At 51.7% G+C, this 24,839-nt stretch carries 23 protein-coding genes and 4 pseudogenes; 8 read left to right on the top strand and 19 right to left on the bottom strand.

From position 1 onward, the window contains the following. The first annotated feature begins 77 nt into the window (after window positions 1-77). The gene (locus BLL42_RS27550; RefSeq protein ID WP_071555893.1) at window positions 78-557 is read left to right on the top strand and encodes a hypothetical protein; all 480 of its coding nucleotides are present in this window, start codon (window positions 78-80) and stop codon (window positions 555-557) included. Here BLL42_RS27550 and BLL42_RS27545 read toward each other — a convergent pair. The 7 genes from BLL42_RS27545 to BLL42_RS27515 form a co-directional block, all read right to left on the bottom strand. Then, window positions 550-1,023: a hypothetical protein gene (locus tag BLL42_RS27545; RefSeq protein WP_071555892.1), complete on the bottom strand. Its 474-nt coding sequence runs from the start codon at window positions 1,021-1,023 to the stop codon at window positions 550-552. The genes BLL42_RS27550 and BLL42_RS27545 overlap by 8 nt on opposite strands. Window positions 1,024-1,124: 101 nt before the next feature. Then, the gene (locus BLL42_RS27540) at window positions 1,125-2,093 is read right to left on the bottom strand and encodes a ParB/RepB/Spo0J family partition protein (protein WP_071555891.1); all 969 of its coding nucleotides are present in this window, start codon (window positions 2,091-2,093) and stop codon (window positions 1,125-1,127) included. Next, on the bottom strand, window positions 2,093-2,905 hold the full coding sequence (locus BLL42_RS27535; protein WP_081427371.1) for a ParA family protein: 813 nt from the start codon (window positions 2,903-2,905) through the stop codon (window positions 2,093-2,095). Before BLL42_RS27535 ends, BLL42_RS27540 begins: the two co-directional genes overlap by 1 nt. Before the next feature lie 909 nt (window positions 2,906-3,814). Further along, window positions 3,815-5,296 carry a UvrD-helicase domain-containing protein gene (locus BLL42_RS27530; protein ID WP_071555890.1) on the bottom strand — a complete coding sequence of 494 codons (1,482 nt, stop codon included), beginning with the start codon at window positions 5,294-5,296 and terminating at the stop codon, window positions 3,815-3,817. Between the two features lie 45 nt (window positions 5,297-5,341). Then, window positions 5,342-5,992 (bottom strand): FlhC family transcriptional regulator, encoded by a 651-nt coding sequence (locus tag BLL42_RS27525; protein WP_071555889.1) that lies wholly within the window; start codon window positions 5,990-5,992, stop codon window positions 5,342-5,344. Then, window positions 5,989-6,465 carry a hypothetical protein gene (locus tag BLL42_RS27520; RefSeq protein ID WP_071555888.1) on the bottom strand — a complete coding sequence of 159 codons (477 nt, stop codon included), beginning with the start codon at window positions 6,463-6,465 and terminating at the stop codon, window positions 5,989-5,991. Before BLL42_RS27520 ends, BLL42_RS27525 begins: the two co-directional genes overlap by 4 nt. Continuing rightward, window positions 6,465-7,025: a lytic transglycosylase domain-containing protein gene (locus BLL42_RS27515; protein ID WP_071555887.1), complete on the bottom strand. Its 561-nt coding sequence runs from the start codon at window positions 7,023-7,025 to the stop codon at window positions 6,465-6,467. The genes BLL42_RS27520 and BLL42_RS27515 overlap by 1 nt, the downstream gene beginning before the upstream one ends. Window positions 7,026-7,402: 377 nt before the next feature. On the opposite strand from BLL42_RS27515, the gene BLL42_RS27510 reads away from it, so the two are divergent. Then, complete coding sequence (locus tag BLL42_RS27510; RefSeq protein WP_071555886.1) at window positions 7,403-8,092, top strand: S24/S26 family peptidase; 690 nt, start codon at window positions 7,403-7,405, stop codon at window positions 8,090-8,092. Between the two features lie 14 nt (window positions 8,093-8,106). Here BLL42_RS27510 and BLL42_RS27505 read toward each other — a convergent pair whose 3' ends face one another. Together BLL42_RS27505 and BLL42_RS27500 are read right to left on the bottom strand one after the other, a co-directional pair. Continuing rightward, window positions 8,107-8,790 carry a hypothetical protein gene (locus tag BLL42_RS27505; RefSeq protein WP_071555885.1) on the bottom strand — a complete coding sequence of 228 codons (684 nt, stop codon included), beginning with the start codon at window positions 8,788-8,790 and terminating at the stop codon, window positions 8,107-8,109. A 416-nt stretch (window positions 8,791-9,206) separates the two neighbouring features. Then, the gene (locus tag BLL42_RS27500) at window positions 9,207-10,238 is read right to left on the bottom strand and encodes a ParM/StbA family protein (protein ID WP_071555884.1); all 1,032 of its coding nucleotides are present in this window, start codon (window positions 10,236-10,238) and stop codon (window positions 9,207-9,209) included. A gap of 479 nt (window positions 10,239-10,717) precedes the next feature. On the opposite strand from BLL42_RS27500, the gene mobI reads away from it, so the two are divergent. Beyond that, window positions 10,718-11,197 carry a conjugative transfer protein MobI(A/C) gene (gene mobI, locus BLL42_RS27495; protein ID WP_129587018.1) on the top strand — a complete coding sequence of 160 codons (480 nt, stop codon included), beginning with the start codon at window positions 10,718-10,720 and terminating at the stop codon, window positions 11,195-11,197. A gap of 479 nt (window positions 11,198-11,676) precedes the next feature. Here the strand turns inward: mobI and BLL42_RS31190 are convergent, their stop codons facing one another. The 5 genes and pseudogenes from BLL42_RS31190 to BLL42_RS27470 all read right to left on the bottom strand — a co-directional run bounded on the left by BLL42_RS31190 (window position 11,677) and on the right by BLL42_RS27470 (window position 14,778). Beyond that, the gene (locus tag BLL42_RS31190; RefSeq protein WP_408004047.1) at window positions 11,677-12,330 is read right to left on the bottom strand and encodes a DinB/UmuC family translesion DNA polymerase; all 654 of its coding nucleotides are present in this window, start codon (window positions 12,328-12,330) and stop codon (window positions 11,677-11,679) included. A gap of 54 nt (window positions 12,331-12,384) precedes the next feature. Next, a pseudogene (locus tag BLL42_RS31185) lies at window positions 12,385-12,952 on the bottom strand (Y-family DNA polymerase); the annotation flags it as partial. Beyond that, a complete protein-coding gene (locus BLL42_RS27480; protein WP_071555880.1) occupies window positions 12,949-13,398 on the bottom strand; it encodes a LexA family protein in 450 nt (149 codons plus the stop codon). The gene BLL42_RS27480 and the pseudogene BLL42_RS31185, both read right to left, overlap by 4 nt. A gap of 219 nt (window positions 13,399-13,617) precedes the next feature. Further along, the gene (locus BLL42_RS27475; RefSeq protein ID WP_071555879.1) at window positions 13,618-13,800 is read right to left on the bottom strand and encodes a hypothetical protein; all 183 of its coding nucleotides are present in this window, start codon (window positions 13,798-13,800) and stop codon (window positions 13,618-13,620) included. 72 nt (window positions 13,801-13,872) lie between these two features. After that, complete coding sequence (locus BLL42_RS27470; RefSeq protein ID WP_071555878.1) at window positions 13,873-14,778, bottom strand: hypothetical protein; 906 nt, start codon at window positions 14,776-14,778, stop codon at window positions 13,873-13,875. Between the two features lie 985 nt (window positions 14,779-15,763). Here BLL42_RS27470 and BLL42_RS27465 point away from each other — a divergent pair. From BLL42_RS27465 to BLL42_RS27455, 3 genes are all read left to right on the top strand, one after another. After that, window positions 15,764-16,516 carry a replication initiation protein gene (locus BLL42_RS27465; RefSeq protein WP_071555877.1) on the top strand — a complete coding sequence of 251 codons (753 nt, stop codon included), beginning with the start codon at window positions 15,764-15,766 and terminating at the stop codon, window positions 16,514-16,516. Between the two features lie 78 nt (window positions 16,517-16,594). Then, the gene (locus BLL42_RS27460; protein WP_071555876.1) at window positions 16,595-17,242 is read left to right on the top strand and encodes a hypothetical protein; all 648 of its coding nucleotides are present in this window, start codon (window positions 16,595-16,597) and stop codon (window positions 17,240-17,242) included. A gap of 571 nt (window positions 17,243-17,813) precedes the next feature. After that, window positions 17,814-18,959, top strand: coding sequence for an AlbA family DNA-binding domain-containing protein (locus tag BLL42_RS27455; RefSeq protein WP_071555875.1), 1,146 nt, complete (start codon window positions 17,814-17,816; stop codon window positions 18,957-18,959). An 83-nt stretch (window positions 18,960-19,042) separates the two neighbouring features. Here BLL42_RS27455 and BLL42_RS29910 read toward each other — a convergent pair whose 3' ends face one another. The 4 genes and pseudogenes from BLL42_RS29910 to BLL42_RS27435 form a co-directional block, all read right to left on the bottom strand. After that, on the bottom strand, window positions 19,043-19,444 hold the full coding sequence (locus BLL42_RS29910) for a hypothetical protein (RefSeq protein ID WP_129587017.1): 402 nt from the start codon (window positions 19,442-19,444) through the stop codon (window positions 19,043-19,045). Window positions 19,445-19,636: 192 nt separating this feature from the next. Beyond that, window positions 19,637-21,034 carry a replicative DNA helicase gene (gene dnaB / locus BLL42_RS27445; protein WP_071555873.1) on the bottom strand — a complete coding sequence of 466 codons (1,398 nt, stop codon included), beginning with the start codon at window positions 21,032-21,034 and terminating at the stop codon, window positions 19,637-19,639. A gap of 82 nt (window positions 21,035-21,116) precedes the next feature. Next, the gene (dnaB, locus tag BLL42_RS27440; RefSeq protein WP_071555872.1) at window positions 21,117-22,751 is read right to left on the bottom strand and encodes a replicative DNA helicase; all 1,635 of its coding nucleotides are present in this window, start codon (window positions 22,749-22,751) and stop codon (window positions 21,117-21,119) included. A gap of 64 nt (window positions 22,752-22,815) precedes the next feature. Next, a pseudogene (locus BLL42_RS27435) lies at window positions 22,816-23,408 on the bottom strand (transposase); the annotation flags it as partial. Window positions 23,409-23,571: 163 nt separating this feature from the next. Here BLL42_RS27435 and BLL42_RS27430 point away from each other — a divergent pair. Both BLL42_RS27430 and BLL42_RS31180 read left to right on the top strand, forming a co-directional pair. Next, a pseudogene (locus BLL42_RS27430) lies at window positions 23,572-23,814 on the top strand (IS3 family transposase); the annotation flags it as partial. 376 nt (window positions 23,815-24,190) lie between these two features. Next, window positions 24,191-24,340, top strand: coding sequence for a DUF2790 domain-containing protein (locus BLL42_RS31180; RefSeq protein WP_408004044.1), 150 nt, complete (start codon window positions 24,191-24,193; stop codon window positions 24,338-24,340). 84 nt (window positions 24,341-24,424) lie between these two features. Here BLL42_RS31180 and BLL42_RS27420 read toward each other — a convergent pair. Next, window positions 24,425-24,838 (bottom strand): annotated as a pseudogene (locus BLL42_RS27420) (DDE-type integrase/transposase/recombinase); the annotation flags it as partial. Window position 24,839 lies beyond the last annotated feature (1 nt).

Raw genomic sequence — 24,839 nt, 5'->3', positions numbered from 1 at the left:
GATTTCGGAGTTGAGGGCGTTGTGATTTGGTAGTATAGGGCTGGTATTACGAGCTACAGGATCTTGGGGTCATATGCATGAAAGCCACTAGAATTGGGTTTACTGTCTATGGCGGCAGCGGAGCGCTGAAATTTGAACCGACAGTTACTGAAGCAGGTGATCCCACACTGCTGATCGAAGCTGCCAATGGCGAGCCGAATAAATATCAGTGGGACGACAAGATAATTTTCCAGGTGACCACCAGGGAACTCCCTGCCCTCCTAGCTTCGATTTTTGGGTGGACACCAACGTTTACAGCAGCGAACCACGGTTCTGGGAACAAATCGTTGATGCTGGAAAATCAATCGGCAAGCGGAAGAATATTCTGCCGAGTATCTGAAGGGGGGAAACGGGTTGCAGTGCCGATTGGCCCTGCAGATGCTTTTAGTATTGGGAGGCTGGGTTTATCCCAACTCGCTCTCTATTCAAAATGTCCTGTACATGACGCTCTCGAAATCCTCCGACTGACGACTGGCAGGCTACTGCACAATCAGGCCAAAGCGACTCCTCCTATCTAGGTCTGATCTCAAATCGCTGGAGGTAGGACCCGATGAGCTCCGCAACCGCCCTCGCCTCCTCATCATCTAAACCGATCAAATCTGGTATTGCCAGCCCTTCCATGACCATCCCTTTATGTCCCAAAAAAATTAAATCATCGGGAGTTAAAACGTCTTTTCCTGCTGTCATTCGCTCCATACCAAGCCAGCTTAAATACAAAGCATGACTGGCTGGATCGCGACAAATTAATGACTCCCACTTCCCTCCTCCATTTTTCAAGCAATCTTCAGTTTTCTGGGATGCTAGGTCGCTGACCTTCCACGGATAGCTGTCATCAAGTTTTCGATTCCTGTTTCTCAACAGCACCAGCGTCAACAATTCTGCAAGAAGTAACGAGGCCTTTTGTTCGCGCCCTGGGCAATCCTCTTCAGTTTTGACCCGTAAATACTGGAAAGCCGCTCTTAGCAACTGGGCTTGGGAAATCATAAGGGCTCTAATCGATTGTGGTAATTGATGGTTAAGATTATTTAGGATTGGCTGGATTCGAAAGAAGGCCAGAACGCGAAGTTGCACTCCGGCCACTTTAATTACTGGGCGCCCTTCTCTTTACTGGTCGGGGATACTGACTTTATGTAATCCCAAATGCTTTTAAATTGATCCTCTGTGAACTCTTTCTTATCTAGATAGATCACACGTTCTTTCTTGGTGTCTTTCACATATGCGATAGCTACACCCTCCTTCTGAATATCCGACGATGCTGTTATGGGCTTGGAGGGTTTTGTAACACCTAGCTGAGAAAGCACGGCACTGACAAAAGCATTCTGCTTGATTTTATTACTCGTTAGGTCCCTGAGAGCCTTGCAGAAAGCGTCATCAATTGCGGTTTTATCAAGTTCAGGAAGCAGATTCAATGCTGATCGAAGGGCCCCAGCTGTATTGCTGCCCATGATTTTCGGGTTCTTCCTCAGGATCTCAATCGCACCTGGTGTAAACACCTCGAAAGCATCAATTCTCGACAAGTGGGCTTTACTGATTTTGATTTTTTGCTTGATCGTCTTGCTCGATTTGAAGTCAGCCCTCATTCGCATTATCGAGTTAAATATCTCGAAATCAGAGAGATTCTTACGCTGTACATTTTCCTGCAATGCATTCGCAGCACTGGTTTCGTCGTCTATCTGTACTACGAAGGAGCTGATCATTATCCTTCCGAGCACTTTGTGAGCTTTTAGGCGGCATTCGCCAGTGACAAGCTCAAACCGCTCACCTTTCACTCTGACGGTAATAGGGCTTTGTAAGCCTAATTCATCGATGGACTGAGCAAGCTCTTCAATTTCCTCTGCGTCAAAAGACATTCGAGGTTGATAAGGGTTGGGGTCGATCAAATCAACCCTTAGAGGCTGAGCAATACGCGCCCCCTGCTCGTCATCCTCGTTCGGCTGCATCTCCCGATGTTGACTCATTTGCTGTGACAATGAGTTTTTCAACATATCCGCCAAGCCCGGCCTTTTTGCTGCTGCTTGAGGTTTCGGGGAAGTAACATCTTGTTTCGCACCCATTATGCTTCCCCCCTGAACTCTCTAGTTTCCTCAACAAGCCACTCCGCCAGTTGCCGGAACTGCTGGCTTACAGTGTTCCCGCTATCCAGTTGACGCAGTGTCATTTGCAGGCTTGATGCTTGCTTCACCTTCGTAGTTGTACCCAATTTTACAGGGACAACTGTCCCGTAGAGACTCGCTGCGTTCTCTTCCATGTTTTTACAGACCACCTGGCGCTGATCATGACGATTGAGCAGCACCCCTAGATTTATCAATTCTGGATTAATCTGTTTGATTTTCTTAACCCGACTTAGCAAGTCTTCATGACCATGCAGGCCATACGCATCGCCCGATTCAACCGGAACAATCAAGTGGGTCCCAGCCGCCAGTGCGTTCGTAGTCAGCAATTTCAGACTTGGTGGGCAGTCAATGATAATGAAGTCAGCCGTGCCCATAAGGGGAGCAAGTCGCTCCTTCAGCACTTCGTTCGGACGCGGTTCGGCCCTCAGTAAGTCATCGGAATTTTCAAGACCAATCGAACCATAAATCAGCGATACCCCTTCAACTCGCGTTTCGTCATGAATGAACAGTGCCAGTGGTAACTCCACGATCGACAGCATTTCTGCCGCGGTATATTGAATTTCTGATGGGTGGCTCAACCCTATGTGTCGACTGGCATTTGCCTGGGGATCCATATCAAGGAGGCAAACTGACTTGCCCATCTGCGCGATGTTGTCCCCCAAATTGATACCCGTTGTTGTTTTTGCAGCCCCACCCTTGTGATTCGCGATTACGAGAACAACTGTCCTCTTCAACTTTGGCGTGCTTCCCACAGCTCAACTCCCATTTGAAAATGTTGATCTGATGCTACCGCACGTTTGAAGAACGCAAGCACCGATACCCTGTTCCTACTAGGAACGCTCGATCTAGATGCGCCCCTCGTTGATTTTCTATCTTTGGTTGATTTCCACGGCTTACGCCCGATAGCTCTGCAGTGGTACTGCTCTGAACATCAGCGTCGTGGAGGATCGACCAAGTCGATACGAGGCCATTCTACAGTCGTCCATCTTGAAATCCACAAAAAGCGAGCTGTTCCACCTTGTTCCTAGTAGGAACGATATCCAGCCCTTAACGACAGGCAGGTCCGATAAGGCTCGTCGCCGGCTACCGATCAGCTTAGTTTACGGTTCGTTGGCTGTGATTTTTTTTGTTCGAAATCTGCAGCGGCGTTGTCCTACTTGGCATAGTGGTAGGGGTAGGACACGACACTGTAGAGTCCGCCGTCCCGTTCCTACTAGGAACATTTGGTGCCCGTCGCTGACAACCCAGATGATTGTCGTGATGCGACACCATCGACCCTAGCTCCCTCTTCAATTGCGGTAACGCCGTTTGTATTCATAATTCGAAGAAACCGTGTTCCTAGTAGGAACACCGTCGGCACGCAATGCGCGTTCCAATTCGGCAACCCGTTCCTAGTAGGAACAGGCTCTTTGATGGTGATCAAAGTTCAAGCCATTCTACAGCGGCTCTCCTGAACGACAGTAGAACAGGAAGAAAGGATAGCGCATTAAGGTGTCGTTCGTGCGAACGACTGAAGGCCGACAGAAGGATGTTGGATAGTCTTCATGCAGCGGCTGGATGGCGGCTGAACGACTAGCGAATGACTAACGAATGACTAACGTCAGCCAATCATGTAAGCCTTAGAGGGTGGAAGCGGGAGGGGGGAGGGTAGATCACCAGTATTATGCTTTGGCGATATCCATCAGATAAGAGCTTCTAATGTCGACCGTTTGTATACCACGAGTCAATGCAACGTAAAGAAGGTTCAGTTCATCATCAACCTTAGAACCAAGACGTTTCTGGTTGAACGGGGTGAACAATTTATCAAAGTCAGACGCTATGATTGTGTTCGCCCATTCCAGCCCCTTGCATCGATGAGCCGTTGTTAGAACAAACTTCGCATCACTAGGTGGTTTCTTATAGGCTTTAGTGCGAGCCCCTATACTTTCCAGCATCCCAACGACATCGCTTGATCGGGAATCAAACTCCTTCGTCATCGATATTATCTGAGCAATCTCCGCGTCGGCATATTTCTCAGCCCAGACTTCAGCCTCAGAAAATGATTTGAACTGAAAGAATGATGGGTGTTTTTTCCCGCTTTGCACCCCTGACTTTAGGTCGAAAGCAGTGCGGACCTTCAATGCCAAATCTTCAAGATCTCCAATGACGAAAACCTGATCCGAACGGTTGTAGTCGTACAGCATTAGTGCGTCTTTCACGAGCTCTGCATTGGTTCTATAAATTTTGGTAACTGCTTCGCCCTTCGGCGCAGCAGTTAGGGTTGTGCCCTTGGCAGCCATACCTTTCAGGAACAAGCTAGGTTTAACCTTCTTCTTTTGAAGCAGCTTATTCGCAAGAATTGCTACCTCGGGACCGAACCGGAAACTTTGCGATAGAGAGCAACGCATCCCATCCATGTTTCTCAAAGCGTCTACAGCGCCCCTGAATGCGTAGATCTGCTGTGCAGAATCACCGACAGCGATCAGATTGTTCGCATGCTCCAAGCACGCAAGCATGACCGCCGAGCTGTCTTGGGCCTCGTCGACAAGAACCGAGTCATATTCGTTCATACCTGGTGCGCCCAGGAGGTGCCAGGTTTTCAGATAAGCGTCGTGGCTTACGGGAATGTTGCTTTTGCTAAGAGGGGAGACTAGCTGGAACAAGCTCTGGGTATCCGCTATTGCCTGCTCCTTGCTAATGGAGTCATGCAGCAGCCAGTGGGCTATGTGATCCAGACATATGTTGTTGTCTGCTGATGCACAGAAGCGCTCCATTGATGTGAGTAGCGCTCTGGCATAGGCGAACTTGTCCGGAATCCCTGATCGACCATCTAGAGCAAGCGCATCGATGATGTGCTTGCTGTAAACGGTGCCTGTCTTGCGGTGTACCAAGGCTTTAGAAAGCGCGCGATAGGCAGCGCTATGAACCGTTCTAACCTCGACACCACTCGGGAAAGCATCTCTTCCGGCGGCAGCCAAAGCGGAGTTGTAAGCGAGGTACAGCTGGTTCGCATGGCCTGTTTGGAACAGCGCGGAGGAGATTGACTGTAGAGTGGTAGTCTTCCCACATCCCGCACCAGCCTCAATGACCAATGGCTTGGAAGAGTTTGCCGCTCGCAGAGCAGAGTTCACACAGTGGATCTGCTCTTCAGTCTGTACGTGCATTTACTGCTGCTGTAGTGGAGAGAGGGGAGGGTAGGGCCTTTCGTTTTACTGACTTAGCAACTTCTCAACGTCATCACTGGACACACCTAGTGAACGCGCTATTTCATCGTCGGATTGACCCCAGTTGCGCATTTTTAAAGCCTCGTCCCTCACATGGGCAATATTAAGGCCAGTATCAAATGCCGATGGCTGATCTTCGACGTCCTGCAGTTGACACAGCGGGCAGGACTTTTGAGAAAGACGAACGGGCCTAAAAAACGATATCCCGCAGTGACCGCAGTAATGCTCGCTCAATTCAGCAGAACGATAATCTCGGGCAATGACCCAGGTGTCATTGATATCGAGGAGAACCGTCTCATCGACTTTTCCGCCTCGGGCAGCACCGTGTGCATCCTGGTAGACGTCGAATGCAGCGATCACCGCTTCAACATCGATTTCTTCTTCCGGCTTCATCGCCAGTTGACGATAGCTGAGCAAGAAAATGGTTGCCTCGACAGCAGCCGCATTGCTTTTGATCAACGTCTCAGCGCTACTCAATGGCCCACACGAAGATTCAGGCGCGTCGGAATTCTTTCGCATGTTTTCAATGATCTTTCTTGAAACCCCAGTGGAGTTTCTGACCACAACACTTCGAAAACCTGCGCCGATCATCTTCCTCGCAAAGATGATGGTGTCCGATGATGCTGCCTGGCTCATAGCTTTCTCCCTCGCTTAGCGTTTCCGCCCAATATCCGTAATGTTTGTAATGCACTGTTTCTGTCCGCAGCATCAGTCCCGGCGCGCAACTGGAACTGGATACGTCCCCCACGGAGGGCATCATGGACAGATTGAAAGTTTGCGTTTTGTAACCAGCCCGCCATTTGTCGCGTGAGGCCGTGCCGTAACTGGGCTTTGAGTTTGTCGCTCTTCAGTTGCGCACGAATCTCCAGAAGCACACACATGACCTTGTAAAGGTCTTCAGAGTCTTTGAGTTGAGAGGTCGCAGTGTCATCAAATTTGATAGTCAGCGGACTGACTGGACTACTGGCCAATCCCATGTAGGTCGAATGGTCGACTTTTTTCATCCACTCACGCTCTGCGAGAGAGAATGCAGTCAAGCTCCTGAAAGAATCAGGTTGTGATTGGCTGAGTGAGGAGAGGGCTTCGAGAAGCAACTGAGATTCAAACATCACTTCACCTGGGCGGACAAAATCTGTAGCCGTCGCCAAATAGAGAGGACTTTTCTCGCATAATCGCGGCTTGTCTCCTCTAGATCGGGGTTCTGGGTGTTGTAACCGCCGATGGCCAGTTCCATGTCTCCTGGTCGAGCATCGATAGCCTCTCTCAGGATCTGCGCACCTACCTTCACGTTTGTTCTTAGTTCGAATAGATCCTCTACGCGATCAACCCGGTACCCGTTCCATCGAATGTTCACTTGCATGAGCCCCACATCGCAGAGGTTGGTACGCTTGAGCTCTCTACGAAGAATCTCCTCTGCCTTTACCCGAGTCTCAGGGTAAAAAGCGCCAGTACCCTTGCAATTGATTGCGTAAGGGTGCGGCCGAACCTTAGATCCGCCAGCAGCTATTCGGCTTTCCTGGAGGGCCACCGCATAAAGCAGCAACGGATCCAACGCTTTTGGCTTGCCAAACTCCTCCCACACTGTCCCACGCAAATCGAACGCAAAAACATTCGGTGCGGTGCAGGCTGCTGCCGTGCTGAAGACGATGATCCTAAGTGTTTTTCTCATAATTCCGTGGCTTTTCTTTGGTATCCCAACGCATGAGCGCAGCGAGATACGGAAAATGGCGCCTAATTTGTGACGGAATTCTAGTTTGGGTTGTCGGGGGTTGCAATAGGTTGCCGTCGTAAAGCTGCGGAATTATCACAGCTTACCGTGGTATTTTTTGGTTAAACTGTGGTTTGAGCCTACACTTTTGTAGGATTCTGAGTTTTTTTGACGCTAGCAAGAATACTTCCCTTGAACAGTCAAAATGATGGCGCGCTGCCATGTCATTGACTACGATGGTAGGTAACTATTTAAGGTTAGTATTCATGTAGACTAAATACGCAGAATCCTAAGGCTTTGAATGGATTCAAACACTTGAACGATGAGACCCCTTATAAATGAGTGATGTGTTACCCACGACTTTCGATAAGGAAGCCTTTGCTGCCCGGATGAAACGTGCAATGGGCGAAAAGGGGAATTCATGGATCTGTGATCGCGTGAGCTTTTCAGATTCGACACTTCGCTCCTACCTCAAGGGAGAGGTGGAGCCCACCCTGAGTAATTTGATGTCCTTTTGCCAGGCTACCGGGGCGAATTTCACCTGGTTGGTAACGGGCGACGAATCCGCGGCAGCAAACGAGAAAGAAGCCCAGCTCGTATCATTGAGTGAGGATGAGCTCGCCTATCAGTTGGGGTACATCAGCAAAAAGCCCGTCGGACATGAGACGGCGACTAAATTTGTCCTCACCCAAGACCGTAGTTATTTTGCCCTGGGTGGGAGGGATCCAGATCTGTGCAGGCTGCTGACTATCACATCAGATACCAACGCCCCGAAGCTCAAACCGGGGGATCACTGTTTAGTGGATATTCGCAAGCAGCCTTTGACTCAAGGTTACTTTCTTCTGGCGGTTCAGGGGTCCGCAATCATTAGGGTTGTTTCCCCCACTATCCGCGGATACATGGCTATGCCCGTGAACTCCACTTACCCAGGATTTACTTTGACTGTGGACGCTGAGTTTTACCCAACTGATCCTGGAGTCAGCATAATCGGGCGACTGTTCAACCACTTTGAAGTCACCCCGCTGTAACGCCTGAAACTGGATTAGCAGGTAGCAGACTGAAAGCAGCCGAAACCTTGCGCCCAGCGATCGAAGCCTTTTCCCTTTGCGAAAAGCTGCTTGAATTGGGCTTTTTCCTGACTGATGGCTTTGAGGATCCTGGCGACTCGGGACCTGGCCTTTCTTCCAGCCTCAGGATTCTCTGGGTAATGCAGATCCTGAAGGACTCTTGATAGCACCACATCTACCTGGGCGGGAGGGACGGAGAGAAGCCCTGGAAGGACCGGACCCAACTCAAAATGCATGTGATGGATTGCTAACCACTTTGCGGCCTCCCATTCCTCAAGTGTTAGACGCGAGAAGTAATGGCTTGCGTTGGTTGTGTTCCGATACTGCGGCTCAACTTTTCCAACATACCGCCTGGCCAGATTGAAACACTCGAAAACGAGCCCATCTCCTTCAGCAGTTACTCGGCCAGCGTAGGCAAAAGAAGTTCCCTCTAAGACTGATTCGGGGCTGTTTGTACATACTATAGCGTTCAGTTCATTGCCAACGCTGTCTGAAAGACTCATAGACGCTGCTAGGCTACTCGTGCGCGGTTTTGAGACTCCTGAGATCCTTCCGATGAGCACCCCCTCCCAACCCGCTTGTAGGCCGCTGTAGCACGCAAGTACCTCTGTTCGGTCGATGTATCTTTCCGGTATCAGCAGTGCAGTAATTTTATTCACTCCATCACCCTCGCTATTTCATTTCCCTTTTTTACCTCGGTCTGAGGAAACACAAGGCCCCTACTGGGGCCTTCTGATTAAGACATTGTTGCGTTGATGTTGCCGGGCAACGGCCTTCGGGCCCGTTGTCGTTGTTCCAATTTGAGGTCAGCTTGCTGAGGTGCAGTAACCGAGGAGGGTACCTCTTCGGTTACCGCTGGAACTGGTGTGACTGTTTTTTCGCTGGGCTCCACCGGGAACCTAGGTGCCCCAGCGAAGTTCGACATTTGACTCTGCCCTCTCATCAAATATATGGCGGCAGTAGCCAACGCTCTCACACGCTCCGCTCTGCTTCGAGGGGAGAGGTGCTCCAGTTCGGCCAGCAACTCAGGATGGGACTCATCAACAATGACTTGTGTTTTGATGGAGGGCATTTATCAGGCTGCCTTATCTACGCCATACCAGAAAAATCCGGTGGCATTGGACGTTACAGGGCTGTCGGAAATGATGGGTTGTGTTTTCGGATAGACCTCTTTAGCCGCATCCATATAGAACTTTCCACCACCGCCGCCGCCCACCAGAAAGTCCAGCTCCTTTCCTGCCAGGAATCGCATATCGCGTCTTACTTCTTCGAGCGCTGCCGGGGCAATCCTCGCAGCTGCTCGCTGCAAGTAAATTTCAAGCTCCACCACCTTTCCGAAGAGACGAATAGACGTCTTGTTCTGTTGCAGGGCAATTTCAAGCTTTTCGGTACCGGGGCTCCCTCCCAGATCCTTGATGATTTCTTCATTCACCGCATCAAGCATCACGCTCATGGCTTTCAACGAGCTGTTTGACGAGCTTTCAACCAGTTCACCGTTTACAAATAAAACCCAGTCCAGACTGAAGAACCCAGGATCGAGCACAAGAACGCTGGATTCGCTGAAGGCAACCCCATCCTCATGGTAGGAAAAGACGTCGACGAATGTACCCACTGGCTGAGCCAGCACGATGACCTCTTTTACGGTGATTTTTCGAGCTGCCGCGACCTGATGCTCCCCCGTGAGACGGGCAATCAACGCCTCACGCATCCCCCTGTTCCGATTGTGAGATACCGGTAGCCCAGTCACCAATACATCGACGACATCACCGTCCTGGCAAGCCTCGATTAGAGAGGCGTGGAACAGCGCTTTGTAAACATCGCTCGAAGTAAAATCTTCATGCAATTGACGCTGCATGCCGCTGGATCGGCCCGGATCTATACAAGCGATCCAGGGTTGGCCATCGACCAACACACGATATTCCCCTTCTCGACGAGCCGACCCATCCTCGTAGCCAGTTGGCATCTGAGTAATCGGTGCTGCCTGTGCAGGTTTGACGACGACGGTTGGCTCAGCTCCATCTTTGAAACCGTAGGCGAGCTTTAGATTGCTGTACCCAATGTCGAGGCCTACTACCAGTTTTCCCGTTTTTGCTGCGGCTTTAGCCATTTCCTAATTCCTTACCCTTTATCAATTCAGTCAAATACCAGTCGTTCACTAGAACGACAAATTGCGGCACTCAGCGTGAGATTTGGACTCTGTGCTTTGATAGACCCTTTTGTCGTTCTGAAGGACGACTAGAGCCTCTCAAACCGCCAATCAGCGCTTTGTCGTTCCTGCGAAATGCTGGAGTGCGTCTTGAGTCGATTTGATCTTGGCACGCCTGAAAATAATGCAAGTCGATCATCAACCCCCTAGTTGGGGGCTGTTAGGACCTGATCATGAAGAGGGGATGTGGTGCTATTGGGTTTCGAATGGCTGCTTGCTGATTATTCGTAAAACCAGCTGGATTTAAGAAGTGAAATTTCCATATTCGTAAATTCACCTGTGTTTGCAGATTATTAGCAACGCCCGGTAATAGAACCAAACATAGGATTTGCGGGGGGTTGAGGCTGGTTTTTGTCTCGATTTTTCCACATTAGCAAAACATGACTGAAATGCGGATAGATAGAATAGAAAAAAACTCGGGCTACTTACATTCAGCTGCCCATGTGCTGAGTACTTCCAAGGAGGCCCTTGACGCTCTGTACGAGCTAGCTTTCAGCCTGAAGGAAGAGCACTGGCGAAGGCTTGATTCGACCGAGGAATTGAAAACCCATACCTGTAGGGTGTTTCGGAGTTCCTCAGGTACTCCAACCATCACTTGGTCGAAGGTTCGGTGGCGTCAGGCTTCTGCACCTGGTAAGTCCAGGAGCTGGCAACTGTTTGCGGTTTCGAAAGGTGCGGGAGATACCTTCACCCGAAAATCCATGGGCCCTATGTCGGCGCGTCAGGAGGAGTTGTTTCAAATTTTCGAGCCGAAATTTGCAGCCATCCGCATTGCGATCAGAAAACACCGCGCAGCTATTGTCGAAACCCAACGAGCTCTGGCGGCGATGCGTAAGGAGTTTCTGGATTCGCAGATGTGAGCTTGCATTGGAGGGGCGTCCGGTAAAGTCGGAGGACTACTCAACAAGAGGGCATGAGCATGCGTGAGCATCGATTTACCGATGAAGAATTAGACGTGTGGGGAGATCTGTTCAGTGAGGTAAAACGTATGGGCGCTGCTCACGATCTGAGGTTCTCGCAGTTCATCCTGGCACCATGGAATTATCTGCCAACTCAAAATCTCGGAAGCTCTTTGGACCTTGCTCTGCAACAACCTCGACCTTCAGCTCAAAGCACTGAGCCCAATACCGACAAGATCAGTTCTAGCGGGTACGGGCGACTTCGCCTGGTGTCATCACGTTAAGGAGAAGTAGGCCCGTAAGGGCTTATGGTTAGGGAGAGGCTCACGCCGCCAATCCCCCAAACGCAAATGGCTAGGGAAAGGCAAACGCCTCGGATTGATCGAAAAATGGTAGGGAAAAGGGCCAAACGCTGTACCAAGGAAAATGGTCAGGGAGCCTCAGTAACAAGGGGGGATGCTTTGCCAATCAGAGGTCGCACGCATGGACATGTGCTCGGCTTTTGCGGCCCAGTTTTTCTTCCCTGTTGAGCGTCCCAGACGAACGCTGCGCCTTCCAAATTTCTTGTTGATGGCGTCATACACTGACATCACGGCTTCAGCCTTCTGGTTCAGACTGAACGCAGAGAAGAGGTCAGTCTGCATTCGATGCTTGGCATCAAGTTCAAGAAGAACCACCCCAGCTTTTGTAAAGGCAACACGCTCATTGAAGATGGACGCCAGTGCAAGGGCGACCACGCGGGTGATTTCACGGGTGTCATCTGTAGGCCGTATGAGTTTGATAGTCCTGGATCGGCTGTAGGGAGTCACGTGTGCCGAAAATGGATTCGAACGTGCATAGACCTGGATCACTGAGGTAACGGATCCTTGAGCGCGCAATTTGGTGGTAGCCCTATCTGCAAATTCGGCTGCAGCTTCGGTCAGCTCATGGAGCGTTGTTACTGGGCGACCGAACGACCTGCCGCAGGAAATGGCCTGTTTTTCTGTACCATCATCCCAGGGATGTATGAGGCGGTGTCCCTGTAATTCCGCATGCGTTCTCTGGACCGTGATTGGGAAATGCTCCCGGATTAGGGCCTTATCGACATTCAGCATGTCAGCTACGGACGTTATGCCCAGGCTGGACAGTTTCGAAGCAATCTTGCTGCCGATTCCCCAAATTTCCGATACGTCGATTTCTGACAGCAGCTGAGCATGGTCGAATGCGTTCTCGATGCGAAAGACCCCAGTGTCAGTAAATTTCTTTGCGATGTGATTGCTGAGCTTGGCCAATGTTGCGTTAGGACCAACACCTACTCCGGACGGCATCCCGGTCCATTTGAGCACCCGTGAGCGAAGCAGCGCTGCGGTCTCCAGGGAAGGGACAGTTGTTCCCTGAAGGTCACAAAACACCTCGTCAATACTGTACTGGTAGAGCCGCGGGACGACTGATGACACGGTCTGTACGAAACGACGACTCATTGAACTAAAGCTCATAGTTGCTGGATCGAACCTCGATACCTTCATGCCATATCAAGTTCTTGAGCTTGAACGCCGGTTCGCCCATGGAGACTCCGAGAGCCTTGGCGGCTGGAGATCGAGATATGACCGTGGCGTCATTGTTGGACAATATGATCACCGGTAATCCCTGGAGGTGAGGGGAAACTGCGGCTTCAGCGGCATAGTAAAAATTGTTCAGATCAATGAGAGCGATTTCTCCCCAGGTTCTTGTGGTCATGGTGTGTCCAAGTGGCAGTGCGCGGTCCAGGTGACCACTCCCCAAATCTCTAATTGGTCTCTGTCCTCGACCACGATTGACGGATAGTCCGGGTTTTCAGCCTGAAGGATGATGCGATTGTTGTGTCGATCGATCACCAGGCGTTTGCACACGAAGTCTCCCTGGTACACGGCGATCACGATGTTGTTGTGCTTGGCTGACCTGGATTTGTCGACGATGACAATGTCCCCGGCGTTGATGTTGACATCGCGCATGCTGTTGCCTGCGGCTCTCAGCATGAATGTTGCGGGAGGATTGAGGATTATCAGCTCATCTAGCGAGAGTTCTGCGAGAACGTAGTCTTCCGCTGGAGACGGAAATCCGCAGTGAATGAGCCCGAAGTAGGGGACCACAATCCTTGTGGGCGATGTCTGAAGTGCTCGTCCGATAAGGCGGAGTGCGTGCATGGGAAATACCTGTATAAACATACAGCGTATTATGTGCTGTCGCCTATTTGCGTCAAGGCGGAATGCCAAACGGTCATGTCTAAAGGAGAGGTGCGAGGGGAGGCCTTGCCAGGATTTACCAGTTAGGCGATTGGCAACGTGTGAATCCCCTCAAGCCGGGAGCTTGAAGGGCAAAGAGGGCGTGGGATGTGATGCTGGACGTTGGAGACCTTTCGCGTTTTAGGGGGCGTCGTATCCATAGACCGCTCCCGTTGAGTCGAACTGGTCAACCATGGCCTGACCAGTCGCAGGATTGAATGGATCCGCGCGGTATGAGGTTTGTGCGGTGGGCTGGGCTGCCGCAGAGTGAGGGTTGACCAGATTGAAGAGCAAATTGCAGATTGCGATCCAGATATTTTGCATTTCATTTTCTCCTGTTGATGCCTTCATTTTCCCATGCCAGGGGTAAATGCAACTGGGCTGTGCTGATCGATCTCAGTGCTGTCTCAGATCAGGTGGATCATCAGAAGATTGTTTTCTGGCTCGTTTTGTTGACCAGGGCTTTGAATTCACAACTGCTTTCAATAGAACTGAGACGGCATATGCGGCGAGTGTCGTAACGATCGTCAGCGTCATGACTGAAACCGTACCGTACAAAGCGAACGACAGAGAGGAAGTCAGCCAACTGCCGACTTCACCGATCAGTGGTTGGAGCTTGCTGGTCAAAGAGGTGGATGTGCCGACGCCAGTGACTTCAGAAAGAGCTCCGATGGAAACAATTCCGAAGAGGGTGGTGATCAGAAGGGCAACGGCTCCGCGCAGACCAATTCGAATGTCGGCCCAGCTTGGAATGGCGTGTAGCGAGACACATGCGGCAAAGCACACTGTGAGGGCGCCGGTAAAACCGCTGAGTATTCCTTCTGAGGCCATGGTCAGCGTATTGAGGGTCGCGTTGATTACGAACAGAACGACTCCTGCACCATTGCTCTCACTGTCAAAAATGAACAGTGGCGCAGTGGATTTTCCCGAGGCATGCGAAAGGCAGAGAGAGACTACGAGAGCGCCGCTGATCAGTGGCGCAATGCCTTGAACGAATAAACCCAAGTTCGCTCGGACCGATCGTGGTCTGTAGCGAAAATTCACGTAGCCGAGTGTACCGGTAGAACGATCGGGCCTGAAAAACACCACGTTTGTGGGTTTGAGACCGAAGATCCAGCAGGCCAAAAGGTGTGAGGCCTCGTGAATTGGAACACCGATTGCTCCAGTCCAGACAAATATCGACCAGGCTTTGTTTGTCATCAGCGAGAAAATTACTGTCCAGGCACGAATCACCAGAATGGGCGCGAGGTAAAGGACGAGTATCAGCAGGCAAGCCTGTTGGAATTCAGGAGGTATCGTCATGTGGTACCGGATATGGCGACCGGACCGTTCCAAACTGGACGCCGGTAGGAGATGAGAATCGTCTTGGTGTTCAAAAGGGGATTATGAGGTTGAGATGGAAGCGGTCGTGAGTCTATCCACCCCCTCAGTCGTAGCTTGATTCGTCGTCGATGTGTCCTTTTTAAATCTTTCTTCTTGTTTCTCCTTGTTTTTAAGAGGCTGCAAGCCACGTAAATCAAGGGCTCCAGGGTAGGTATCGACTAAGTAAATCGGGCCCAACGACTACCGATTCAGGGTGCTTCGACTACCGATTTCGGCCAAGACGACTAAGCATTTCGGCTGTTATCCACAGAGGCTGTTTAGGTCCTATCGACTATGGATTCCGGCCGGCAACGACTACCAATTCCGGTTTCAATCGACTCCGTTTTCCGGCTTACCGTCTGCGAGCGAACAATCTTTGATCAGTTCAGCACTCATTAAGCTCTCACGGTCAAATTTTGTCTAGGTTTCAGCGGGTTGCGTAGAGTTTCCTCAGGTTGTCGGTGGTTTAAATCTCTTTGACGACTAAAAAAACCGGGTTCTGAGTGCCTGATCGGCGCCTGGATTTGGGCTGTCGTCAGGTATCGACTACCAATTCCGGTCTCAATCAGCCCCCTAAAGATCCATCGACTAAGGATTCCGGTAGCCTGCCTAAGGCGCGAGGCCCTGTATTCACGGGGGTTACAGGCCGACTTTTGTGAATCGACTATGAATTCCGGCTGTCAGCAAATGACCCTCTGCTACCAACGACTAAGAATTCCGGGCATGTCGTCACGAAAGAACATTCTTCGCCATCGACTAAAAAAACCGGCCTGCTGGCGACTAATGATTCCGGGTTGGTTCGACTAATGATTCCGGGCGAGCAATCGACTAAGAATTTCGGCTCCTGAAAATAAATTGAATCGACTATTTCCCTTTTCTCTCGTAGTCGATTACATTCGACTAAACGAGTTTTGGTATTTAGTCGATGAACGATATCGTCGTGGTGCAGCCACAAACCAGTCACAAGGTCACGAAGGCCAACGATCTGGTGTCGGCGTCGTACAAGCTCACATTGCAGGAGCAGCGGTTGTTGCTCATCACGATTGGGCAGATCGACTCACGTAAGCCGATCCATAAGCCAATCACTGTTCGCGCGACGGATTTTGCCGATGTTTACAACATCCCGCTCAAGCAAGCCTACGAGGCAATGATTGACGCCTGCAACACGTTGTACGACCGCGACATCAAGACCAAAGAGAGCAAATCTAAGACTGTGCGTTTTCGCTGGGTTGATCGCGTTGAATACGAGAAAGGCGAGGGCTGCGCGACGCTGCACTTTACGGTTCACGTTCTCCCGTACCTCAGTATGCTCAACAAGCACTTCACGACTTATGAGTTGAGGCGTGTGGCCCATCTGAACAGCATTCACTCGATCCGAATGTTCGAGCTGTTTATGCAGTTCCGTGAAACCGGTTGGTACACGATCGAAGTCGATGCATTTCGGGAAATGTTGGAGTTGGGTGACAGCTACGCCAGGTTCAACAACCTGCGCCAGAAAGTCATCGACCCGTCGATCAAGGAGCTGAAGGCCAAGAGTAACCTTGATATCACCTACGAAACTCACACCGAGGGCCGTACCGTGAAGCGACTGACATTCCGGTTCAAGGAAAGCGATCAGATGCGCCTGGACCTCTCTGAGCCCCTTGAGCCCCTCGAAGCCCTGGCCGCGGTGGGTTGAATTCACATTCAACCTGGTTGGGGATAGAAAGATAGGGCCCTTCGCTGCACCGCATCAATCAGCCATGGAGTAGGTCGAGTGGATGTCAGATATTTTCTAGAGCAGCGCACAGTCTTCGTCCGGCACTATTTCGACGAAGCCTCAGCGCCGTTTCTGGAGACAATCCGGAAAATCGATGCCGGAGAAGCACCGTTCGAGCCTCCGCATTTCGATCCTGAAACGATGAGCGATGAGCCCGCGTTTCTTGACGAATGGCTCCGTGCACAAACAGGGTTGGAAGTAGTTGGCCAAACCTGTGTTTCAATGCTCTCGGAGAGCTTGAAAGTATTGTTCGCTACGTATGAACGCAACGCGGGATTGGATTGTGAGAACGAGTGTGGACGTGCGGCATTCGCGAAAGGCTTCATCCGTGGTTATCGGATTTGTTTCGCGAAGCACGGCGTCAATTGGGCCAATTGTCCTGCTGACTTCAGCATCCTGGAACAAGTGGTACTCGCCAGAAATACGAGTCAGCATGTCAACTGGATCACAGACACCCGAGCAAACCATAAACCTGCAACGCTTCGTAAATACCCGAGTCCATTGTTCGTTAGCGACTATGAAAAGGACCTGATGAAAGATTGCGGTGGGCGCTGGCTAATCGATCCTGCAATCCACGTGACTCGTGAGGATCTACATGCGGCGATCGGCGAGGTCGAAAAGCTGGCGGTATGGTTAGAACAGTGACTCAAGAACAGTACAGAACACAGGCGATATTGGAGACGGTACCGGAGTGGGAGTCGTCTTGCACAATCAGCCATGTCTCCCAGGAAGATCCGTTTGGTTGCGGCGTAGCATGTCTGGCCATGCTCGCCGGTACGAGCTATATGGACGCACGCGAAACATTCCTTCGTTTGGGCTACGGCGATGGTCGCCCGAAGCGCAAACCGTTTTCCTCAAACTTCAGTGAGCTGATCGCGGCTCTTAGCGAGCATCGCTTGGAAGCACGTATGATGCAATGGAAGGGGTGGGGTCATGTGAGCGGAATGGGGGTCGTAAAGGTGGGCTGTGGCCCTGAGGCTCCCGTTAATTGTTGGCATTGGGTGGTGGTGGAAAGTCACCCAGCGTATGAGATTGTCGTCCATGACCCTGAAAGGTCATTGCCTAGCTTCGGTAATCCACCGCTTGATACTGTCTTTCGATCAATTTCAGAGCTCAAGCCATACGGAAACTGGATCACCGTCAGGCGTCCTGGTCACAAGAGTTAACTCCGCGAACCTCCCAATCTTGCTTAAAAGACGACGGCTTAGACCTGACCATGGTGCGCCGCGAACTCGAACTCACCGGTATTGTTCAACTAGGTGCGCCCATGACAGATGAAGACTTGATCGATCGACTGCTTTACACCGGTGAAGGGACCACACTCGATTACAAGCGGGAAGGGTACGTTACCGATGGGTCCGATGACGTTAAAAAAAGTGAACTGCTCAAAGATATCCTGGCGTTCAGCAATACCTGGCGAACGGAGCCCGCTTATATCCTGATTGGCTTTGATGAGGATGAGCAGGAATTCTACCCTGTCAATCGTCACCCAGATGATTCGAGGCTGCAGCAGTTCATCAACGGAAAGACAAACAAGCACGTGGTGTTCTCTTACCGGGCAGTCATGTACAAGGATCGTTCGCTGGGGCTCTACACCATCGAGGTTCAGGAGCGCCCGATCTACGCAAAGAAAAAGTATGGGATTGTTGATAAAGACATCGTGTATGTCCGTTATGGCTCTTCAACTGCGATCGCTGATCCAACGCAGATAGCGAAAATGGGCGCAATGGAAGCCATGAGGGGAGCGACAGGTGAACCCCTGCTGGCCGTTGAGATAACCAATATCGAAGGTCAGACACCACTCAACAGTGGCATCAGCTTTGCCTATACACACTTGATGTTGGAGGAGTACCCAGACTACACCGACGGGACACACGGGTACCTCAAGTTGAACAACATACTGGTGAATCGCAATTACTATCGAGACTTAGCTCTCTACCATCAGGTGCAGAAAGGATCGTTTGGATTCAGATTGAGCCTGGTGAACAGAGGCACAGCAACAGCACACAGCGTGAGGGTGCACCTGTGCTTTGAACCAGCTGGAACTCTGCGTGTTAAAGCTGAACTTGAGGATATGCCCAGCACCGATACGGTACCGAAAGTTGCCAACCTCGCTACCTTGCTAAATCCACCCTTCGACGAGCACATGGAGCCCGATCGGCTCACCGCCGTATTCAGCTTTGGGAAAATTCATGCTGGAGAGTCGGTCCCAAGCGGCGACATATTTTTGGTCACTCCACCCTCCGAGCTGACTTCAATCCAGGTACGCATTCACGCTGACGAGCTCCGCGCGCCGATCGTGGTTAGCATTCCGACCACAATTCAGGCCACCGCGCAGACCTTGAGCTTTGAGGCGTTGTAATGCTGGCTTAGCCCCGCAAGCAGGGCTTGTGGTGGAGCTGTTTTTCCGGGATTACCCAGTGGTTTCATGCTCATGATTTTTAGTTACTGATCTACCTGATAGTCGAGGCTATCTTGATTGACCACGACCACTCGATATTTGTCCCTTTCATGAGGGTGAAACTGGGCGGCGCAGATGTCGATGAACAAGCCTTCGCACGATACCCAGCAGTGGGAGTAACCATTGGCTGAATCATGCCCTTCAACTGCTTCTTCGTCCCATTCAGTAAAATCGGGAACATAACTCGGATCGCAATCAAAGTAGGTTCCACGAACAGTGCAGGCATCGAAGCCGGCGACCATTAGAGCAGCAGTCAATGACTCGCTCATAGGGCCGCATAGATTATCCAGCGCACTCATCGAGGAGGACGTCTGCATTTCAAAATCGGAACGGACAGAACACGAAACATCAAAAATAGCTTGGCGGATTATAGAGGTATTTCGCATGGTAGCTTCCGTGTTCGCTGTGATTGTGGCGTATTCATGGCGACTTGATGGGCCATAGGGCTGCATCCGGGTGTCAAGTGGGGTGCAATTTCGCATCCTTCGAATACTCGCAGTAATCATCCCATGACGCGTAATAATGCAAGCCCAAAGACTGCCCCACAGGAAGCAATTAGCAACAGGTGATGAGTTAGATTACTCATCATCTCCAAAGTTATAACTGCCAGGCGCAAGGTTTTCGAAGCGCGTGTATTTGCCGATGAAAGCCAGTCGAGCCGTACCGATTGGACCGTTCCGCTGCTTGCCGATGATGATCTCGGCGATGCCCTTGTGTTCGGTTTCCGGGTGGTACACCTCGTCCCGGTACACGAACATGATGACGTCGGCATCCTGCTCGATCGCTCCGGATTCCCGCAGGTCGGAGTTGATCGGGCGCTTGTTCGGACGTTGCTCCAGGGAGCGGTTGAGCTGCGACAGCGCCACCACCGGGCAGTTGAATTCCTTGGCCAGAGCCTTTAACGAGCGAGAAATCTCGGAAATCTCGTTGGTCCGGTTATCGCCACCGGAGCCCGGGATCTGCATTAGCTGCAGGTAGTCGATCATGATCAGGCCCACTTCACCGTGCTCACGCACCAGACGTCGAGTACGCGCACGCATTTCAGATGGGCTGATACCGGCAGTATCGTCAATGAACAGCTTCCGATCGTTGAGCAGGTTGACCGCCGAGGTCAGGCGCGGCCAATCGTCGTCTTCCAGGCGACCGGCACGGACCTTGGTCTGATCGATCCGACCCAGGGACGACAACATACGCATGATCAGCGATTCGCCTGGCATCTCCAGTGAGTACACCAGCACCGCCTTGTCGCTGCGCAACACGGCGTTCTCCACCAGGTTCATCGCAAAGGTGGTCTTACCCATCGATGGACGACCGGCGACGATGATCAAGTCAGACGGTTGCAGACCGCTGGTCTTCTCGTCGAGGTCGGTGTAGCCGGTGGACAGGCCGGTGATGGCGTTGTCAGTGTTGAACAAGGTGTCGATACGGTCGATGGCCTTGGTCAGCAGGTCGTTGACGCTCACCGGGCCACCGGTTTTCGGACGCGCTTCGGCGATCTGGAAAATCTGCCGCTCGGCTTCGTCGAGAATCTCTTCAGCCGTGCGGCCTTCCGGGTTGAAGGCGCTGTCGGCAATCTCGGTAGCGATACCGATCAACTGCCGCAAGGTCGCCCGTGCGCGCACGATCTGGGCATAGGCCTTGATGTTGGCGACGGACGGCGTGTTTTTCGCCAATTCGCCCAGGTAACCGAGACCGCCGACTTGCGAGGTCTGACCTTCCTTGTCCAATTGCTCGGACAGGGTCACGACGTCGATCGGCGAGTTCTGATCAGCCAGCTTGGCGATCGCACGGAAAATCAGGCGGTGGTCATGGCGATAGAAATCACCGTCCGAGACCTGATCGAGCACGCGCTCCCAGGCGTTGTTGTCCAGCATCAGACCGCCGAGCACGGCTTGCTCGGCCTCGATGGAGTGCGGCGGCACCTTCAGTGCGGAGGTTTGCAGATCGTATTGCTCAGGAGCGGAAAAATCGTTCATAGACACGAGCCCAATGGGTTAGAAGCTGACCTTAGATAAGCGACCTTTGAGGGGCGCAACGGAAGTAGTGACTTCACGGGAGCTATTTTTTGGGTCGGCTGGAACCTCGCTTGATTCCAAATAATGGGGTCATGACCCTCACTAATTTGCTTTGTGTGGCCAGCTCGGAGGCGACCATCCTGCCTAAGCGAGGATGTTCATCAATGACCTCCGTGATGCCCAGTTCGAGGTCGGTGAAGGCATGGGTACCAGGTAGGAGCGATTCGAACCGTGTGAAACGGTCAAGGAAATTCAACCTGCAGAAACCGGTAGGGCCTTCACGGTGTTTACCGATGATGATTTCCGCGGTCCCTTTGAATTTGGTGTCCGGGTGATAAATTTCATCCCGGTACACAAACATAATCACGTCCGCGTCCTGTTCGATCGCGCCAGACTCACGCAGGTCAGAGTTGACGGGGCGTTTATCAGGACGTTGTTCCAGGGATCGGTTGAGCTGAGACAAAGCTACTACGGGGCAGTTGAACTCTTTGGCCAGCGCTTTTAGTGATCGAGAAATCTCCGAAATTTCATTCGTGCGGTTCAGGCCGCTGGCGCCGGGGATCTGCATCAACTGCAGGTAATCGACCATGATCAGCGCGAGCTCACCGTGCTCCCGGACTATGCGTCGTGTGCGGGACCGCATTTCTGACGGACTGATGCTCGATGTATCGTCAATGAACAGTTTACGATCGTTGAGAAGATCGATTGCCGAGGACAGGCGGGGCCAATCATTGTCCTCTAGTCGTCCAGAGCGAAACTTTGTCAGATCGACGCGGCCCAAGGATGCCAGCATGCGCATAATCAATGATTCGCCTGGCATTTCCAGGGAGTAAACCAGCACGGGCTTCTCGCCCTGAAGAACCGCGTTTTCTACGAGATTCATCGCGAAAGTCGTTTTCCCCATCGAAGGTCGACCAGCAACGATGATCAGATCCGCGGGTTGAAAACCATCAATCTTTCGATCCAGATCGCTAAAGCCCGACGACAGACCTGTAATGGCCTTCGCTGACTTTGAGCGCGCATCGATTTTCTTTTTAGCCCTGGTTAGGAGTTGAGTAACAGCTTTAGGGCCGCCGCGCTTTCGGCTTGAGTTAACGAGCATGAGCATTCTCCGTTCTGCATCTTCAATAAGATCAGGAGCGGTTCTACCGTTTGGGCTCAACGCATTATGGGTTATGTCATCACAGGTCGAGATAATCTGCCGAAGCTTTGCACGTTCCCTGATCAGGCTCGCGTAAGACTCGATGTTGGCGATAGATGGGGTGTTGGCCAAAAGCTCCCGTAAGTAATTCAGATGCCCCGGCTGCTCAAGTTGAGTCTCGCTGCTCAGTTGGTCATGAAGGGTGACGACGTCAAACGCCATACCTCGGTCAGCAAGGGTGCTGATGGCGTGAAAAATCGTTCGGTGGTCTGCCAGAAAAAAATCGTCCGCAGAAACCAAGTCAATCATCGACTCGAACGTAGAGTTATCCAAAAGCAACCCACCAAGCACTGCTTGCTCGGCCTCGATAGAGTGAGGCGGAATCCGAAATGCTTCTGTTGGCTCATCGGGGTGGGTAGGTTCATCAAGATGTCTGCTTTGGTCGGTGCCGAGAATCAGCCGGAAGGCCCATTTGGAGTGGAAAATCGCCCGCAGGAAGCCGAACGCAATCATACAGGCAGCGGTGAGGACTTCCATTCCGGCATGCATCCAGGAAGCAGCGGCGCTCTTAGATGAACGTATTCTCCGGCACATGGGAATAATCCCCGCCCTTGCCGTGGAAACGGCCCACGGCAGCATCTAAGACAGCCCCACTGGCCAAACAAACGATACCGACCATTCGAAACAGCGGGAAACCAAGACCGGCTTTCTGACTACCAGATTGAGGATAGGCCGCCTGATTTTCCGCCGTATCGGGCATGCTGATCGTAGTGCCATCTACCAGCCGTACCGGTCGGTTTAGCCAGCGCCAGGACGTTGGGGCATGATCGCTGATCAGTGCACCTGTGTGATGGAGCAATGTAGAGACCATTTCGACAGGTAGGCGCTTTCTGGCTTTGCAATAACCCCCGGTCCTGGTGCTGCCAGGGCTCAAGCCTCCACAGACGCGTTTTATTGAAAAATCATTGACGGCATTCTGACAGGAGCGATCAGCCCCCAACGCTTGGGCGAGAAACATGGAAAGTGTTTCGGTCGGCGGAACAACCGCTCCCGATGTTCAGGAAGTAAGGAATCTACAACGGGCAATAGCTGCGGGGCCGTAAGCAAATCGAAGAACGCGTAGGCGTCTGCATTGGAAGCATGCTGACGCAGGCGATTTTGTTGATGCTGAAAAATTTGGCGTCTACGATTCATTTGGGCTGTGTCCTTGGTTTTCGGCGTGTGTTCGCAACTATCACCGTAGACCAAGGCTAGCCTTCTCCCATTTTCCCGCTTAAATGACGCTGTCGGCAGCTAAGTAAGTGCCATTCGGATCTGTACCCTTAATCTTGGCGGATCTGGCTGACTCGGCTAGATCTGTTGGCATGGGAGCGTCAATGCCGTGGCCGAGTCTTTTTTTCAGCAGCCTGAAAAAGGAACGCATCCGCAAGCGGATCTACAAAACTCGGGATATGGCCCGGGCTAATGTGTTCGATTACATTGAGGTGTTTACAACCGAATACGCCGTTACAGCCATCTGGGCGGCGTAAGCCCTGAGGCCTTTGAAAGGGCCTCATTAGGAGGATGGAATTGTCTGTGGTGGCGCGGGCAGTCCAGTTGAGGTCGCAGAGCAGCGGATGCAGCAAAGGACGTCACGATGAGAGGCCGCGCACAGTCGTAACAACCGCGACTGCCAAATTTCTCCGCTTAATTTGTTCAAGTTTACACATCTAACACCGGGCATAGACTACGCTTTTTTAAGGGCATCCTGCCCTACAAATGGTAGCGGTATGGCGCGGCGTGAAGGGATGCACGGGAGTTTATCGCGAGACGTAGGACGACAAACACTATTTGATCGCTGCCATCTCTGTGATGCATTAGGAGGTCAGCTATGAAAGCTTCCGTTGTACTGTCAGTCTGTTTTTTTTGGCCTAAGCACGATAGCTGGTGCCGCTGATGGCCCCGCGAAGCCCGTTGCAGAGGATTACTACTACGGTATGCGTCTGGATGTGAAACGAGTGCTTCACTCGCCCGACCTGAATGATGTTTGTGGAATCCATGAAGTGGAAATGCTGTATGAAGATTCGCAAGGGCAGCAACATCTTTTGCGTTACCCGATCTGGGGAACTTGTAGCAACGATAACTAGGGGGGGATTCTCATTTAATACCAGTGACGCTATCCGTTACTTTTAGCGGTTTTTTGGTTCCTCACGGAATCTCGGGTGTAGTGGTCAACTAATCCCGGACACGGTTTTGAGTTTTTCTTCAGTTTTCGCCGGGGCCAACCCATCGTTAAATTGATGGGGTCGGATCCAGTTGTAGTGATGCATCAGGTACTGGCTGATGTCTCGCTGAGCTTGCTGGCCGGTCATGTAGCCAGTGGTCGGTATCCATTCTGTTTTCAAACTGCGAAACACCCGTTCCATCGGCGCATTATCCCAGCAATTTCCTCGGCGACTCATGCTCTGGCGCATACGGTAGCGCCACAGTCGTTGGCGAAATTGGCGGCTGGCGTACTGCGATCCTTGATCCGAGTGAAACAGCAACCCCTGAGGCTTTCCACGTTGTTCGTAAGCCACGTCCAGCGCCTTGACCACCAGATCTGCATCCGGCTTTTCTGATAACGCCCAGCCCACAACTCGACGC

Source organism: Pseudomonas frederiksbergensis (genome assembly GCF_001874645.1).
In the GTDB taxonomy this organism is placed as follows: domain Bacteria; phylum Pseudomonadota; class Gammaproteobacteria; order Pseudomonadales; family Pseudomonadaceae; genus Aquipseudomonas; species Aquipseudomonas frederiksbergensis_B.
This window is presented reverse-complemented; position numbering and strand designations above follow the sequence as displayed.